The sequence below is a fragment of the Micromonospora sp. CNZ303 genome (assembly GCF_004345505.1).
The window spans coordinates 204231-219699 of the sequence record NZ_SLVT01000012.1; the positions used below are offsets into that span (position 1 = coordinate 204231).

General features: G+C 75.3%; 13 protein-coding genes, 1 tRNA gene and 1 pseudogene. 4 read left to right on the forward strand and 11 right to left on the reverse strand.

Annotated features, from left to right (window positions below):
* Window positions 1-29: 29 nt before the first annotated feature.
* The 3 genes from EV374_RS20435 to EV374_RS20445 all read left to right on the forward strand — a co-directional run bounded on the left by EV374_RS20435 (window position 30) and on the right by EV374_RS20445 (window position 1697).
* A complete protein-coding gene (locus EV374_RS20435; RefSeq protein WP_132237731.1) occupies window positions 30-911 on the forward strand; it encodes a universal stress protein in 882 nt (293 codons plus the stop codon).
* 97 nt (window positions 912-1008) lie between these two features.
* Complete coding sequence (locus tag EV374_RS20440) at window positions 1009-1221, forward strand: phosphatidylethanolamine-binding protein (protein ID WP_132237733.1); 213 nt, start codon at window positions 1009-1011, stop codon at window positions 1219-1221.
* Window positions 1218-1697, forward strand: coding sequence for a hypothetical protein (locus EV374_RS20445; RefSeq protein ID WP_132237735.1), 480 nt, complete (start codon window positions 1218-1220; stop codon window positions 1695-1697). The genes EV374_RS20440 and EV374_RS20445 overlap by 4 nt, the downstream gene beginning before the upstream one ends.
* Here EV374_RS20445 and EV374_RS20450 read toward each other — a convergent pair.
* Window positions 1694-1897, reverse strand: a complete 204-nt coding sequence (locus EV374_RS20450) for a hypothetical protein (protein ID WP_132237737.1) — start codon at window positions 1895-1897, stop codon at window positions 1694-1696. The genes EV374_RS20445 and EV374_RS20450 overlap by 4 nt on opposite strands.
* Before the next feature lie 120 nt (window positions 1898-2017).
* Between EV374_RS20450 and EV374_RS20455 the strand changes: the two genes are divergently transcribed.
* Complete coding sequence (locus tag EV374_RS20455; RefSeq protein WP_132237739.1) at window positions 2018-2668, forward strand: HhH-GDP family DNA glycosylase; 651 nt, start codon at window positions 2018-2020, stop codon at window positions 2666-2668.
* A gap of 5 nt (window positions 2669-2673) precedes the next feature.
* Here the strand turns inward: EV374_RS20455 and EV374_RS32670 are convergent, their stop codons facing one another.
* The 10 genes and pseudogenes from EV374_RS32670 to EV374_RS20500 all read right to left on the reverse strand — a co-directional run bounded on the left by EV374_RS32670 (window position 2674) and on the right by EV374_RS20500 (window position 14475).
* On the reverse strand, window positions 2674-2844 hold the full coding sequence (locus tag EV374_RS32670; RefSeq protein ID WP_165947846.1) for a hypothetical protein: 171 nt from the start codon (window positions 2842-2844) through the stop codon (window positions 2674-2676).
* A 67-nt stretch (window positions 2845-2911) separates the two neighbouring features.
* Complete coding sequence (locus EV374_RS20460; protein ID WP_132237741.1) at window positions 2912-4201, reverse strand: hemolysin family protein; 1290 nt, start codon at window positions 4199-4201, stop codon at window positions 2912-2914.
* A 1-nt stretch (window position 4202) separates the two neighbouring features.
* On the reverse strand, window positions 4203-4400 hold the full coding sequence (locus tag EV374_RS20465) for a hypothetical protein (RefSeq protein WP_089000292.1): 198 nt from the start codon (window positions 4398-4400) through the stop codon (window positions 4203-4205).
* 40 nt (window positions 4401-4440) lie between these two features.
* A complete protein-coding gene (selB, locus tag EV374_RS20470) occupies window positions 4441-6204 on the reverse strand; it encodes a selenocysteine-specific translation elongation factor (protein ID WP_132237743.1) in 1764 nt (587 codons plus the stop codon).
* 3 nt (window positions 6205-6207) lie between these two features.
* The gene (gene selA / locus EV374_RS20475) at window positions 6208-7512 is read right to left on the reverse strand and encodes an L-seryl-tRNA(Sec) selenium transferase (RefSeq protein ID WP_132237745.1); all 1305 of its coding nucleotides are present in this window, start codon (window positions 7510-7512) and stop codon (window positions 6208-6210) included.
* A 19-nt stretch (window positions 7513-7531) separates the two neighbouring features.
* Window positions 7532-7627: transfer RNA gene (locus EV374_RS32675), tRNA-Sec, on the reverse strand.
* A 45-nt stretch (window positions 7628-7672) separates the two neighbouring features.
* Window positions 7673-8752, reverse strand: a complete 1080-nt coding sequence (gene nrfD / locus EV374_RS20480) for an NrfD/PsrC family molybdoenzyme membrane anchor subunit (protein ID WP_132237747.1) — start codon at window positions 8750-8752, stop codon at window positions 7673-7675.
* Window positions 8749-9858 (reverse strand): 4Fe-4S dicluster domain-containing protein, encoded by a 1110-nt coding sequence (locus EV374_RS20485; RefSeq protein WP_132237749.1) that lies wholly within the window; start codon window positions 9856-9858, stop codon window positions 8749-8751. Before EV374_RS20485 ends, nrfD begins: the two co-directional genes overlap by 4 nt.
* A 75-nt stretch (window positions 9859-9933) precedes the next feature.
* Window positions 9934-13147, reverse strand: a pseudogene (gene fdh / locus EV374_RS20490) (formate dehydrogenase); the annotation flags it as partial.
* Between the two features lie 734 nt (window positions 13148-13881).
* Entirely contained in the window at window positions 13882-14475 is a 594-nt protein-coding gene (locus EV374_RS20500) for a hypothetical protein (RefSeq protein WP_132237755.1), read from the reverse strand.
* Window positions 14476-15469: the final 994 nt, after the last annotated feature.

The following is a 15469-nucleotide window of genomic DNA, read 5'->3' on the forward strand; positions in this document are numbered from 1 at the left end:
ACTGGCCGGGAACCGGCGGGAGGTGGGCGGTGAACTCGGCGAACGGCGCGGCGGTGGTCGTCGGCGCGGACGGCTCGGACTCGTCGCTGCGCGCCGTGCGGCTCGCCGCCGTCGAGGCGGCCCGCCGGCACCGGCCACTGCGGATCGTGCACGCCTTCATCTGGCCCCTGCTGCGCGTGCCGGTCGACGCCCCCGCCGCCGGCCCGCCCGGCGCCGGCCTGCGGCACCAGGCGGAGCAGGTCGTCGCCGCCGCCACGGACGAGGCCGAGGCGACGGTGCCCGGGCTGCGGATCTCCGGCGAGATCATCGACGGCGAGGCAGCCGCGGTGCTGCTCGGCGAGTCGCCGGCCGCCGCGATGATCGTGCTCGGCGACCGGGGGCTCGGCGGCTTCTCCGCCCTGGTGGTGAAGTCCGTCGCGGTGCAGGTCGCCGCGTACGCCGACTGTCCCGTGCTGGTCGCCCGGGGCACCGACCACCCCAACGGGGCCGTCGTCGTCGGCGTGGACGGCTCCGAGACGGCCCGGCTCGCCGCGGAGTTCGCCATGGAGGAGGCGTCGGTGCGCGGCGCGGCGCTGGTCGCGTTGCACGCCTACCGGCATCCGACCTCCACCGGCCCCGGCGACATGCGACCACTGGTGTACGACGACGCCGAGCTGCGTTCCGAGGAGGAGCGGGTGGTCGCCGAGTCGCTGGCGGGGCTCACGCAGCGGTGGCCGGACGTGCCGGTCAGCCGGGAGACGACGCGGGGCCGCCCCACCACCGTGCTCGCCGAGGCGTCCCGGCGGGCCCAGCTGCTGGTGGTCGGCCGGCAGGGACGCGGCGAGCTGACCGGGCTGCTGCTGGGCTCGGTGAGCCAGTCGCTGCTGCACCACGCCGACTGCCCGGTCGCGGTGGTCCGCGCGCCGCGCTGAGCCGGCACCGCGCCGGACCGGTCGCGGGGTTGGTCCCCGCGCAGGCGGGTAGACGAGCGCGGTACGCCAACGGCGACGACGACCGGAGGAGGCAGTGATGCCAGGACCACGGCCGGGCAGCAACGCGTACGACAAGCAGCGGGCACGCATCCGGAACGCGATCGACGATTCGGGACGACGGGTGCCGGACGACAAGGCCAACGACGTGGCCAACCGGATCCTGCAGTCCGACCGGGGACAGCGGGGGGTCGTCCGCGGCGAGCGGGTCTACGGCCCCAAGGGCGAGCGCGAACCGGGCGACCCCAGGTGAGGGCGACGAACCTGGCCGACGGGGCGATCGCCGGCGCGGTCGGTAGCGCCGCCCTGAACATGGTCAGCTACCTCGACATGGTGCTGAGGGCGCGGCCGGCGAGCAGCACCCCGGAGGAGACCGCCGGGCGGGTCGCCCAGGTGGCGCACGTCGACCTGGGGCCCGAGGACCGGGCGGCCAACCGCCGCTCGGGCCTCGGGCCCCTGCTCGGCTACGGCATCGGCGTGGCGGCGGGCGTCGGGTACGCCCTGCTCGCCCGGGGCCGGCGGATGCCGCTGCCGCTGGCCGCCGCGGTGCTCGGCGGCACCGTCATGACGATGTCCGACGGGTCGATGACCGTGCTGGGCGTGACCGATCCGCGCACCTGGCGGCGGTCGGACTGGCTGGCCGACCTCGTGCCGCACCTCGCATACGGCGTGGCGGCCGCAGCCACCTGGAACCGGCTGCGGCCGTCCGTCGCGGGCCGGAGCTGCTAGCCCCTGGCGCTCTCGTCGTCGGCGACCGGCTCCGTGGCCGGGCCGTACGGCGACACCTGCCCCCGGGGCACCGGGCGCCCCTCGTCGCCGTGCGACGAGCCGCGGTTGCGCGGGTGTCCCGCGGGGTTGGGGCCCTTGCTGTCCTGGCTGGTGGCGCCCTTGTTGTTGCGGCGGAACTCCTCCTGCTGCGGATTCACCACGGGTTTCTCCTTCCGGGGTCCGGGCGTGTCCGACGTCGGTTACCCGTCCGCCCCGGCGGCATACCCGCCGGGGCGGACGGTCGCAGGGGTGGCCGGGCACTGGGCGGGTACACCCCGAGGATGGGCGACGACCGGAGGGTGGCGCGGGTCCTGCTGGAGCGGCGGGGCCGCACGTACGCCGAGGAGGCGGGCATCACGCTCGCCGACCGGCCCGCCCCGCTCTACCAGCTGCTGGTGCTCGCCACGCTGCTGAGCACCCGGATCCGGGCCCGGGTGGCCGTGGCGGCCGCCCGCGAACTCTTCGCCGCCGGTTACCGGACCCCGCAGGCGATGGAGGCGGCGAGCTGGCAGGACCGGGTCGACGCGCTGGGTCGGGGCCACTATCGCCGCTACGACGAGCGGACCTCGACGATGCTCGGCACCGGCGCCCGGCTGTGCCTGGACCGCTGGCGGGGCGACCTGCGCCGGCTGCACCGCGACGGCGGCGGTGAACCGGCCGGGCTGCGCCGGCTGCTGACCGAGTTCCCCGGCATCGGCCCCACCGGCGCCGACATCTTCCTGCGCGAGGCGCAGGTGGCCTGGGCCGACCTGCGCCCGTACGCCGACCGGCGGGCCCTGGCGGGCGCGAAACGCCTCGGCCTGCCCGGCTCGGCGGACCGGCTGGCCGGGCTGGTCGACCCGGGCGACTTCGGCCGGCTCGCCTCGGCGCTGGTCCGGGTGGCCCTCGGCGAGGAGTCCGCCGGGGAGGTCACCCGCGCCGCCGCCGCGTGAGCGGGCTACTTGGCCGTCTTGTCGCCCGGCTTCGTCAGGTGCCACACCAGCAGCGCCGCCAGCAGCGCGAGCACGACGAGGCCGCCGGAGACGCCTCGGCCGTCCTCCTCGCTGCGGCCGGTGGTGCCGAAGTAGATCACCGCGAGCCCGGCCAGCACGGTGACGAACGTCCGCATCCCTCGGTCCTTCACGTACCGGACCGTACGTCCGGATCCACGCCGTTCGTGGCGGTTCCGGCCGCCGTCACCCGACCGGGTCGGGGCCGGCGGAGAAGCCGCGCAGCCGGACCCGGCGGATCGTGCGGCCGGCCACCTCCACCACTTCGACGGTCAGCCCCGGCAGGTGCACGGTCTCCCCCGGTCCGGTCGGCAGGTGCCCCAGCCCGGCCAGCACCAGCCCGGCCACCGTCGTGTACTCCCGCGACGGCCGGAAGTGCAGGCGCACGCCGACGTCGGCCAGGTCGTGCAGCGGGAAGTCGCCGGGCATCAGCAGCGAGCCGTCCGGCTCCCGGGTCACCCCGGTCACGTCGCGGTCTGTCTCGTCGTACAGCTCCCCGACGACCTCCGCCAGCAGGTCCTCCATGGTGATCATGCCGTCGACCCCGCCGTGCTCGTCGACGACGAGGGCGAGCTGCTGGTGGCACAGCCGCAGCTCGCGTAGCGCCTCGGAGACGGGCAGGGTGCCGGGCAGCAGCAGCGGCGGACGGGCCCGGTCGGCGACCGTCGCCGCGTCCACTCCGACGAGTTCGCGGATGTGCACCACGCCCCGCACCGCGTCGAGCCCACCCGGCCCGACGACCGGGGCGCGGGAGCGGCCGGCGGCGGCGAGCCGGCGCAGCCCGTCGGCCGCGGGCATCGTCGCGGGGAGCACCGTCACGTCCAGCCGGGGCACCAGGATGTCCCGCAGCGTCCGGCCGGCGATGTCGAACGCGCCGGTGAGGATCTCCCGCTGTTGTGCGGACAGGCCCCGCTGGCTGACCAGGATCTCCCGCAGCTCGTCCTCGGTCATCTCCGTACGGCTGGCACGCGGGTCCCCGCCGGCGAGCCGCACCACCACGTCGGTGGCCTTGCTGAGCAGCCAGACCGCCGGCCGCGACAGCCGGGCCAGCAGGTCCAGCGGCCCGGCGCTGACCAGCCCCCAGCGTTCCGCGCGCTGCATCGCCAGCCGCTTGGGGGCCAGTTCGCCGACGACCAGGGTGACGAACGTCAGCAGCACGGTGACCAGGACGACCGCGACGCCACGCGCGGCCCCGCCGAGGAAGCCCAGCGGCCCCACCAGCGGCTCGGCCAGGGTGATCGCGGCGGCGGCGGAGGCGAGGAACCCGGCGAGGGTGATGCCCAGCTGGATGGTCGCCAGGTACCGGTTGGGGTCGCGGACCAGCCGGGCCAGCCGCTCCCCCGACCGGCTGCGCCGGCCCAACTGCCGCACCTGCCCCTCGCGCAGCGTCACCAGCGCCATCTCGCTGCCCGACAGGGCGGCGTTGACCAGCACCAGCACCGCCACCAGCGCGAGCTGACCGAGCTGCGCCCCCATGTCAGTCGACCTCCAGGTCGTCGAGGGAGATCTTGTGCGTCATCAGCCACCGGGCCAGCGCCGACATCCCGAACAGCCACAGCGGCGCGGACTCGGTGGTGCCGTTGGTGGCGAAGATCGCGAATCGCAGGTCCGGCGCCCGGTACGCCTCGATCCGCCACTTGTGCTGCCTGTCCCGCCAGACCGCGGAAGGGTCCATGGCGCCACGCTAGGCGACCACCGGCCCCGCCGGGGCGGCTTCAGGACCGGGCCGTCACCACGACCCGCGCGTCGTCGGGCAGCCGGCGGGTGGCGCCGCGACGGTCCAGCAGCTCCAGCAGCGGCACCGCGACCCGACGGGTGGTGTCCAACGCCCGCCGCGCGGCGCTGAGCGTGAACGGCTGGGGCAGCCCGGCCAGCACCCGCACGGCGTCGTCGGCCGCGCCGGGCAGCAGCACCACGTTCTCGGCGAGGCGCAGCAGCGCCCCCGCGCGCACGGCCGCGCCGATCTCCCGGGGACCCAGCCCCAGGTCGGCGAGGTGCTCGGCCTCGGGGGCGCGGAACGGGCGGTCGGCGTACTCGGCGCGGACCCGGGCCACGGCCCGGGCCACCGGTTCCGGCAGCGCGTCGACCGCCGACGCGGTGACCCGGCCGGCGCGCAGCCGCAGCGGCGGCCGGACCAGCGCCTCGACCAACGCCCGCTCGGGCAGGTCCAGGCGCTGGCGCAGCAGCTCGACCGGCGCGCCTGCCTCCAGCGGGTGCTCCCGGGCGTGCCGGGCGACCTCCTCGACCAGCCGCACGCCGAGGCCCCGCCAGTGCTCCGGGTCGGCCAGCCAGTCGCCGGCGACCGGCCGGCCGGTGACCTCGACGCCCATGCGGATCAGGTCGGCGGCCCGGGCCAGCCGCCGCCGGCGCAGCTCGCCGGCCAGCGCGGGGCGGCCGTCGACCGCCGCCAGCACCGCCGCGCGGGCGACCGCCGCGCCCCGACGGGTCAGCGGCGGCGGGGCCACGTCCAGCACGGTCACCCCGCCCGCGACGTGGTGCCGACCCGGGTCGCGCAGCAGCGCCCGGTCCCCGACCAGCAGCGGCAGCGGCCGGGCCAGCCGCAGCCGGGCCGTGTCCGGGCCGAGCGGCCGGACCCGGGCCGGCACCGCCGCCGCGCCGATGTGCAGGGTCAGGGTGGCCGGCAGCTCCCCGGTCGGGTCGCCGGCCAGCCGCACGTCCAGCAGGTCCGTGCGGTGGAACCGGCCGGGGGTGAGCAGCGCGTCGCCGCGCCCCAGGCGGTCCCGGGGCGTGCCGCGCAGGTTCACCGCCACCCGGGCGACCGGGCCGACCTCGGGCCGCGCCACGCCAAGGGAGTGCAGGGCCCGTACCCGCACCGTCTCCGCGCTGCCGGCCAGCTCCAGCTCGTCACCCACCCGCAGCCGACCGGCGCCGAGCGTGCCGGTCACCACCGTGCCGGCACCGCGGACGGTGAAGGCGCGGTCCACCCACAGCCGCACCGGGGCGTCGGCCCGCGGGGCGGGCAGCCGGGCGGCGAGCCGGTCCAGCGCCGCGCGCAGCTGCGGCAGGCCGGCGCCGGTCACCGCGCTCACCGCCACCGCGTCCACCGCGCCGAGGGAGGTGGCGGCCAGCTCCGCCCGGGCGCGGGCCGTCGCCGGCCCCGGATCCGCCAGGTCCGCGCGGGTCACCACCAGCAGGCCGTACGCCACGCCGAGCGCGTCCAGTGCCGCCAGGTGCTCGGCCGACTGCGGCATCCAGCCCTCGTCGGCGGCGACGACCACCAGCGCGGCGGGCACCGGGCCAACGCCGGCGAGCATGTTCGGCACGAACCGCTCGTGCCCCGGCACGTCGACGAACGCCACCGTCGCGCCGGAGGGCAGCGTGCTCCAGGCGAAGCCGAGGTCGATGGTCATGCCCCGGCGGCGTTCCTCGGCCCACCGGTCGGGTTCCATCCCGGTCAACGCCCGGACCAGTGTCGACTTGCCGTGGTCGACGTGCCCGGCGGTGGCCACCACGAACACGCCTCAGCCCTCCCCGGGCACGCGCAGCACGGCGGCGCGCAGCGCCGCGTCGGCGTCGGCGGGCACGCAGCGCAGGTCCAGCAGCAGCCGCCCGCGTACCACCCGGCCCAGCACCGGCGGATCGCCCAGGCGCAGCGGAGACGCGTACCGCTCGGGCAGGGCGAGCGCCCAGGAGGGCAGCTCGACGCCGGGGGCGCCACCGCCGCCGACGACCGCCCCGGCGGGCACCACCTGCGCCTCGCACCCGGCGGCGGCGAGCGCGGCGCACAGCCGCTCGGTGCGCGCCCGCAACGCGCCCGGGTCGGCGTGCAGCGCGGCCCGGGTGGGGGTCGCCGGATCGCCGAGGGTGGCGGCGAGCGCGGCGAGGGTCAGCTTGTCCACCCGCAGCGCCCGGGCCAGGGGGTGCCGGCGCAGCCGCTCGACGAGGTCGGCGGCACCGAGCAGCAGCCCGGCCTGCGGGCCGCCGAGCAGCTTGTCGCCGCTGGCGGTGACCAGCGCCGCCCCGGCCCGCAGGGTGCTGGCGGCGTCCGGCTCGGCGGGCAGCAGCTCATCGGGCGCGAGCAGCCCGGAGCCGATGTCGGCGATCACCGGAACGCCGAGGGTCGCCAGCGCGCGTACGGGCACCGCGGCGGTGAAGCCGGTGACCTGGAAGTTCGACGGGTGCACCTTGAGCACGAAGCCGGTACGAGGACCGATGGCGGCGGCGTAGTCGTCGATCGTGCTGCGGTTGGTGGTGCCGACCTCGCGCAGCCGGGCGCCGGTGCTCTCCAGCAGGTCGGGCAGGCGGAACCCGTCGCCGATCTCCACCAGCTCGCCCCGGCTGACGACGATCTCGGCGTCGGCGGCCAGCGCGGTCGCGGCGAGCACCAGGGCGGCGGCGCCGTTGTTGACCACGTGCACCGCGCCCGCGTCGGGCACCGCCGCCGCGAGGGCGTCGAGGGCGTCGCGTCCGCGCCGGGCCCGCCGCCCGGTGCGCAGGTCCAACTCGACGTCGGTGTGCCCGGTGGCGGCGGCGACCGCCGCGACGGCGGCGGGCGACAACGCGGCGCGCCCCAGGTTGGTGTGCAGCACCACGCCGGTGGCGTTGAGCACCGCCCGGGGCGCCGGCGCCGGCAGGGCGGCCAGCGCGGCGTCGCGTACCGCCTCGGGGGTGATCTCGCCCCGGCGGGCGCGCTCCTGGGCGCGGTGGACGGCGGCCTTGACCCGCTCCCGACCCAGGGTGCCCGCCGCGGCGGCCAGCCGGGGGTCGGCGAGCAGCGCGTCGGTGCGCGGCACCCGCCGGCGCGGATCGGCCGCGACGTCCCCCATGATCCCCACTTCCGCAGCATGGCGGAGACGGACGGGAATCGAACCCGCCTGGCCCGGATCCCGGACCACACCGGTTTTGAAGACCGGGAGGGGCACCAGCCGCCTGAACGCCTCCACGCAGCAGTGAACCACAGGCCCGGCGGGCGTGCGCGGGGAGGCGTCAGCCCTCGGCGGCGCGCCGGCGCTCGAGGCGCTCCCGCTGCGGCAGCACCGTGTACCTCGGGTCCTTCGCCGAGGCCACGCCGCCCTCGAAGATGCCGAACCGGGTCGCCACCGAGGCGCCCAGCAGCGCCACCCCGAACAGCGCGGAGAGCGTGCGACTGCGCCGACCCAGCAACGCGCCGGCCACCCCCACGGCGGTCAGGGCCCGCCCCGCGCGCAGCAGGCGACCGGGCCGGCCGGTGCGGTAGGGCTCGCTGAGCAGCCCGAGCCGGGTCTCCACCCGGTGCGCGCCGTACAGCTCCAGGGCCGCGCCCGCCACCGCCATCCGGCGGGCGGGGCCGGCCTGCGCGCAGGGCGCGGCGATCAGCCCGACGCCCGCGCCGCTGGCCAGGGCGCTGCCCGCGAAGATGACCGGCAGTTCCGGGTACGCCTCGTGCCACGACGGCACGGCCGTGTCGGCCAGCAGCACCCCCGTGTACGTCGCCAGCGCCGGTGCGGTCGCCGCGGCGGCCAGCCCGGCGGCGTGCCCCACCGGCGGCAGCGCCCGGCGGGCGAGGCCGGACAGTCCCCGCTCGGGCAGCCACGCCGCGCCCTCGGCGACCGCCGCGAGCCCGGCGGCCGGGCCGAAGGCGCCGAGGATCCAGGTGCCCACGGACATGGGCGAGGTGGGCTTGGCCACCCGGAGCATGTGGTGGAACCGGGCGGGCCGCCCCAGGTCCTTGATCAGGAAGACGGCGCTGGCGGTGACCGCCGCCAGCGAGGCGACCCGGCCGGCGCGGCGCAGCGCGGGGCGGCCGGTGAGCTGCCCACCCGCCGCGAGCAGCGACGAGCCGGCGGCCAGCCCGCCGGTGAACAGGTACGCGGCGATGTCCCACTTCCAGACCGGCGCCTTGAGGATCGGCCGGCCGTAGTAGGAGGTGAACTCGGCCTCCGGGACCCTCAGCTCCTCGCCGCCGCGCCGCCTGCGCCCGCCCCTGCCGTTCCTGGGCGACCCGGCCGGGCCGGTGGCGGGGGTGCCCGCGTCGAGGCGGTCGCGGAAGCGGCGGAACCGGTCGCCGACCGGGCCGTCCGTGCTCACGAGGAACCTCCCACGAACGCGGCCACGGCCGCCGCCGCCATCGCCAGCGCGGCCAGGCCGGCGCGCTTCCACATCTTCGGCAGGTCCCGGGTGGTGACCACCGGGTCCGGCGGCAGCCCGTAGACCTCGGGCTCGTCGAGCAGCAGGAAGAACGCGCCGTCGCCGCCGACCCCGTCGCCCGGGTCGTGCCCGTAGAGCCGCGCCTCGGGCACGCCCCGCTCGTGCAGCGTCGCCACCCGGGCCGCGGCCCGCTCCCGCAGCTCGTCGAGGGGGCCGTACTGGATGGACTCGGTCGGGCACGCCTGCGCGCAGGCCGGAGTGTTGCCCGCGCCGATCCGGTCGTAGCACAGCGTGCACTTCCACGCCCGGCCGTCGCCCTTGCGCTGGTCGATGACGCCGTAGGGGCAGGCGGAGATGCAGTAGCCGCAGCCGTTGCAGATGTCCTCCTGCACCACCACCGTGCCGAACTCGGTGCGGAACAGCGAGCCGGTCGGGCAGACGTCGAGGCAGGCCGCGTGGGTGCAGTGCTTGCACACGTCGGACATCATCAGCCAGCGGAAGTCGGTGCGCCCCTCCGCGCCCCCGGCGCGCCCCGGCGGCTGCGCCCCGGGCATTCCCAGGAACTCCGGCCCGCCGGCCCGGCCGGCCGTGCTCGTGCCGGTGCTGGTCGCGTCGCCGGAGCCGGTCCCGGTGCCGGCGGCCATCCGCGCGGCCGCGTCCGCCGCGCCCGGCGGCACCCCCGGCTCGGTGCCGGTCGGGTTGCCGACGCCGGCGGCCACGGCCGCCGACGAGGCGCTGACCGAGCCGCCCGTCGGCGTGCCGGCGAACGGCGGGCTGCGGTGCCCCGCCGGGCGGGGTTGCTCGACGAACGCGACGTGCCGCCACGAGTTCGCGGTCAGCGCGCCGGTGTTGTCGTACGACATGCCGAGCAGGTCCAGCCCCGAGCCGGGGACGTCGTTCCACTCCTTGCACGCCACCTCGCACGCCTTGCAGCCGATACAGACGCTCGTGTCGGTGAAGAAGCCCATCCGGGGCGGGGCGTCGGTCCAGCCCGCCTCCGGAGCGGGATCCAGCGGTCCGGACAGGCTGTGCGGGTCAGGAAGCATCGGTGCCCTCCCCGGCGCCGTCGGCGGACTCCGGCGGGGCGAGCGCCCCCGGGGTGATCGTCGGGGCCGGCTGGCCGGGGACGATGCCCGCCCGCCGCTGGTAGTCGGCCACCAGGTCCAGCAGGGCCGGGCCGGTGGGCCGCCGACCGGGCCGCACGTCACAGGTACCGATCTTGCTCTCCTGGATCAGCACGTTCGGGTCCAGGGTGATCCCGAACAGGTCGTTGGCCGAGTCGCCCGTCACCAGGCCCTCGAACCCGAAGTGGTACGGCAGCCACACCTGGTGGATCACCCGGCCGTCCACGCGCAGCGGGCTGAGCCGGTCGGTGACCAGCACCTTCGCCTCGATGACCGCCCGCCCGCTGACCAGGTGCGCCCAGTCCAGGTGCGCCAGGCCCACCTCCGCGGCCAACTCCGGGGACACCTCGACGAACATCTCCGGTTGCAGCTCCGCCAGGGGCCGCACCGTACGGCTCATCCCGCCCGCCGTGTGGTGCTCGGTGAGCCGGCTGACCGTGAACACGTACGGGAAGACCTGACTGTGCTCCTGCGGCGGGCTCGGGTTCACCGAGTTCACCGGGTGCGCGTACACCTTGCGGGTGGGGTTCGCCTGCTGCCGGTAGAACGGGTTGCGCACCGGCGACTCGGCCGGCTCGTAGTGCGTCGGCAGCGGGCCGTCCAACACGCCGCTGGGCGCGTACAGCCAGCCCTTGCCGTCGCCCTGCATGACGAACGGGTCGTCGCCGGCGATCCCCTCCGGGCCGGACGCGCCCGCCGGCGGCCGGTACGTCGGCGGCTTGGTCCGCTCGAAGTCCGGCACGTCGTAGCCGGTCCACTCCCCGGCGTCCGGGTCCCACCAGACGTAGCGCTTGCGCTCGCTCCACGGCCGGCCCTGCGGGTCCGCCGAGGCCCGGTTGTAGAGGGTGCGCCGGTTCGCCGGCCACGCCCAGCCCCACTCGGCGGCCACCCAGTCCTGCTCGTGGCGCGACCGGCGCCGCGCCGCCTGGTTGACGCCGTCGGCGTACACCCCGGAGTAGATCCAGCAGCCCACGGCGGTGGAACCGTCGTCGCGGGCCTCGGCGAACGTGGACAGCGGGCGGCCGGTCGCCACCTCGTACCCGTTGATCTCGCGCAGCACCGCCTCGGCACTCGGCTCGGCGTGCGGACCGTGCGTGGGATAGTCCCAGGCCAGGTCGAGCAACGCCCGGTCGCGCGGCAGGTCGGAGCCGGCCAGCTTCTCCCGCAGCCGGCGCCCGAGGTGGTAGAAGAACCACAGCTCGGAGCGGGCGTCGCCCGGCGGTTCGACGGCCTTCTCCCGCCACTGGAGCAGCCGCTGGGTCTGGGTGAAGGTGCCCTCCTTCTCCACGTGCGAGGCGGCCGGCAGGAAGAACACCTCCGTCCTGCACTGCTCCGGCACGATCTCGCCGGTGGCGACCTCGGGGCTGTTCCGCCAGAACGTCGCGCTCTCGATCATGAAGAGGTCGCGGACCACCAGCCAGTCCAGGTTCGCCATGCCGAGGCGCTGCGCCCGGCCGTGCGCCGAGCCGACCGCCGGATTCTGGCCGAGCAGGAAGTAGCCCCGCACCTTCCCGTCGATCATGTTCAGCACCTGCTGGTACGTCCCGTGGTCGCCGGTCATCCGGGGCATGTACCCGTAGCAGAAGTCGTTCTCCGGCGTCGCCGCGTCCCCCCAGTACGCCTTGAGCAGGCTCGCCGCGTAGGCGCGGGCGTTGCCCCAGAAGCCCTTCTGGCCCGGGTGGCGGATGCTGTCCACCCACTCGTCGAAGGTGGGGTGGTCGGCGTGGTGCGGCATCGGCAGGTAGCCGGGAAGCAGGTTGAACAGCGTCGGGATGTCCGTGGAGCCCTGGATGCTGGCGTGCCCGCGCAGGGCCAGGATGCCCCCGCCGGGGCGGCCCATGTTGCCCAGCAACAGCTGGATGATCGCGCCGGTACGGATGTACTGCACGCCGACGCTGTGCTGCGTCCACCCCACCGAGTAGATCAGCACGCCGGTACGCTCCCGGCCCGAGTTGGCCGTCCACGCCTGCGCCAACTCCAGGAACCTCTCCCGGGGGATGCCGCAGACCCGCTCCACCATCTCCGGGGTGTAGCGGGCGAAGTGCCGCCTGAGGATCTGGTAGACGCAGCGCGGATGCTGCAACGTCTCGTCCCGCTCCACCTGCCCGCCCACCTCGGCGCCGTGCGACTCGTGGCGCAGCCCGGCGGCGGTGTCCCGCTCCTTCGCGGTGTGCCCGCTGCCGGAGTCGGACTCGTGGCCCGCGTACTGCCAGGAGTCCTGGACGTAGCTGCCCGTCTCCGGGTCGAAGCCGGAGAAGAAGCCGTCGCCGTCCTCGGTGTCGACGAAGCGCTCGCTGACGATCGTCGCGGCGTTGGTGTAGGCCAGCACGTACTCCCGGAAGTCCAGCTCGTTCTCCAGGATGTGGCGCACCACGCCTCCGAGCAGCGCGATGTCGGAGCCCGCGCGGATCGGCAGGTACGTGTCGGCCACCGCGCTGGTGCGGGTGAACCGCGGATCGACGTGGAACACCTTGGCGCCACGCCGCTTGGCCTCCATCACCCACTGGAAGCCCACCGGGTGGGCCTCGGCCATGTTCGAGCCCTGGATGACGATGACGTCAGCGTTGGCGACGTCCTGCTGGAAGTCCGTCGCGCCACCGCGACCGAAGCTGGCCCCCAGACCGGGGACGGTGGCGGAGTGTCAAATGCGCGCCTGGTTCTCGATCTGGAGCGCCCCCATCGCCGTGAAAAGCTTCTTGATGAGGTAATTTTCCTCGTTGTCCAGCGTCGCCCCACCCAGGCTGGAGATGCCCAGCGTGCGGTTGAGCGGCCGGCCCTGCGCGTCGACGTCCTCCCAGGTCTCCGCCCGCGCGGCGAGGATCCGGTCGGCGATCATGTCGAGCGCGACGTCGAGCTCCAGATCCTCCCACTCGGTGGCGTAGGGCCGCCGGTAGCGGACCTTCGTCTGCCGCAGGGGGCTGGTGACGAGGCTCTTGCTGGCCGACCCCTTCGGGCACAGCCGGCCCCGCGAGATCGGGCTGTCCGGGTCGCCTTCGATCTGGGTGACCGCGCCGTCGGTGACGAAGACGCGCTGGCCGCAGCCGACCGCGCAGTAGGGACAGACCGACCGCGCCACGCTGTCGGCGGTCTCGGTGCGGGCGGTCAGCTCCGCCGAGCGGCCCGACTGCGCCGCGGCGCCCCGGCCCAGCGGGTCGGTGCCGGTGAGCTGCCGGTATACCGGCCAGCCCTGAATGAAGGTCCGCAGGCCCACGCGCGACACCCCCTTCTCCCGGCCCGTCCGACACAGCCAACATGAACATAGGCCAGGCCGCCCGGGACCGCGACCCGTGCCGCCGGATCACCACCCCGACGGTCACCGCCCGCTTCCCACGGCGTCGCCCATGGCCGTACGCGACCGGCTCGTGGATGACCCTGCCTGCGGGCCCGCCGGCCGGGACGTCGCTTGCGGTACGCGGACGGCGGGCGGAACGTCGCACGCGGTACCCCGGCCGGCGCTGGCGGCAGGCGCGGCGGGCAGGCGCGGGCGCGGGCGGCGGGCGCGGGCGCGGCCGGCAGGCGGGCGCGGCGGGCAGGCGGGCGCGGGCGGCAGGCGCGGGCGGCGCGATGCTGGTTTCGGGCATGGCCGCTCACGACCGGTGTCCGGGCAGTGGTCGCCTCGATGTCGGCTGCACCGGTGTCCGCACGGTGGGTCGGCTCGATGTCGGCTGCGGGGCGGCGAAGACAGCGCCGCCCCCGGGCCCGGAGGCTCGGGGGCGGCGCCGGTGTCGGCGTGCAGGTCGCCTCTCGGCGAGTGGCGCGACGCGGCTCCAGCCGGACGGTATTCCGCGAAGGCAATTTAGGTGAGGCCCGGGGACACTGGACACACCGACACCTCATTCAACCAGCCGACGGCCTGCGATGTTCCACCGGCGGTGGATGTGCCGCTGGCCGGCACCCCGTGTTCGGGTGCCGGCCAGCGATCCCCCTTGTGGTGGAAAGTCTGTGTCAGCTGTTCCAGTGCTCGGCGACGAGGTCGGCGGCCTGCTGCTCCCACTGGGCGTAGTGGTCGGGGTAGGCCGACACCTGTACGGTCTGGGCGGCCTTGGTCAGGGGCATGTCCTGCCACCCGTCGACCTGCTTCAGGCCCTTCAAGAACGCCGTCGTCGAGTACTCCGGGTCGGTGATCTGCTCCACCGTGCCCCAACCCGAGGACGGACGCTGCTGGAACAGGCCCTGCGAGTCGTGGTCGTTGCGGTCACCCAGATGACCCAGGTTCTCCAACTTCGACTCCTGCAACGCCGTCGCGATCGACACCACCGCGGCCCGCTCGTCCATACCGGCCTTCTTCGTCGCCGCGATGATCGCCTTGACGTTGGCGACCTGCTCGTCCGAGAGGTCGATACGCGACTGGGTGCCCTGCACACCGTGCGGGACCAGCTTGCCCTTGTCCACGGCCGGCTTGTCAGCCTGCACCGTCACCGCGACCGGGGTCGACTCCACCGACGGGGCCGCGTGCGCGGTCGCGGGACCGGCGAACACGCCACCGGCAAAGGCGAGACCAGCGATACCGAGAACGCTCTTACGGATGATCGTGTTCATCAGAAACGCTCCATTCGGGGGTCGGCACCCACACCGAAAGGGGGGATCGGCTTCACGCGGGTGCAAGCACCGTCCGGCGCTCATACGAACTCACGGGGGATCTCCAGCAGAAAACTGGAGAGAATCTCCGACGATCAAGCCGGAGGAAAGATCAGAGGGAAGATCAGCTCGGCCGTGCCGGCCGGATGTCCGAACCCGTGGTGGGCCGAAGGGGGCCGGGCTGTTTGTGCGGGGCGGGGGGGGGTGCCCTCGCGTCGGCCGGACCATGTGTAACCACCGCCGGCCCGCCATCATTCCGGGCCCCGGACCCCGCCATCCGTCGGGGCGGCGTGACCTCGGCGGGCGTGGTCTTGCTCGGTCGTACGCAGGGTGTAACGACCCCGCCCCGGCCACGATTCCGCCCCCACGATGCCCCCGGTCACACCCCCAAACCGCCCACCCGGCACGTCACGCGACCCGCTGACGACTCATCGGGCTCAAGCCGCCCCGGACAGCACCACGAAACCGGACACCGGTCACATCCGGGCCCACGGGTTCACCGACTCCCGGCTCACCTGCTCAGGCTGCTCATCCGAGTGAGCCGAGTGAGCCGAGTGAGCCCGACTGAGCCAGGTGAGCCAGGTGAGCCGAGTGAGCCCGACTGAGCCAGGTGAGCGGGTGAGCCCGCGACTGAGCCCAGGTGAGCGGGTGAGCCCGTGAGCCGGGTGCTCGGGTCACTGGAGTCACTTCGGTCACTGGGGTCACCGGAATCGCCCCGGACACCGAGGCACCGAGGCACCGGTGGAGATCTTGGTACCAGAGGGCCCCTGGAGGGGCCGTTTCTTGCCAAGATCTCCGGGAGCCCGACGGGCGGACGCGAGAGCTTGCCAAGATCCCCGGTAGGAGTCCGGCGGACGGTAGCGAGAGTGGGCACCGACGGGGTGTGGCCCGCCGTGCCCGGCGCAGGGATCAAGCCTGACCGCCCGGAGCCGGGCACGGCGGGCCACACCCCCAC

Coding starts and splice junctions, on each gene's coding strand:
- EV374_RS20440 (WP_132237733.1), top strand. CDS start 1,009: ATGCCAGGACCACGGCCGGGCAGCAACGCGTACGACAAGCAGCGGGCA.
- EV374_RS20455 (WP_132237739.1), top strand. CDS start 2,018: ATGGGCGACGACCGGAGGGTGGCGCGGGTCCTGCTGGAGCGGCGGGGC.
- EV374_RS32670 (WP_165947846.1), bottom strand. CDS start 2,844: ATGCGGACGTTCGTCACCGTGCTGGCCGGGCTCGCGGTGATCTACTTC.
- EV374_RS20485 (WP_132237749.1), bottom strand. CDS start 9,858: ATGCTTCCTGACCCGCACAGCCTGTCCGGACCGCTGGATCCCGCTCCG.
- EV374_RS20460 (WP_132237741.1), bottom strand. CDS start 4,201: ATGGGGGCGCAGCTCGGTCAGCTCGCGCTGGTGGCGGTGCTGGTGCTG.
- EV374_RS20465 (WP_089000292.1), bottom strand. CDS start 4,400: ATGGACCCTTCCGCGGTCTGGCGGGACAGGCAGCACAAGTGGCGGATC.
- EV374_RS20500 (WP_132237755.1), bottom strand. CDS start 14,475: ATGAACACGATCATCCGTAAGAGCGTTCTCGGTATCGCTGGTCTCGCC.
- selA (WP_132237745.1), bottom strand. CDS start 7,512: ATGGGGGACGTCGCGGCCGATCCGCGCCGGCGGGTGCCGCGCACCGAC.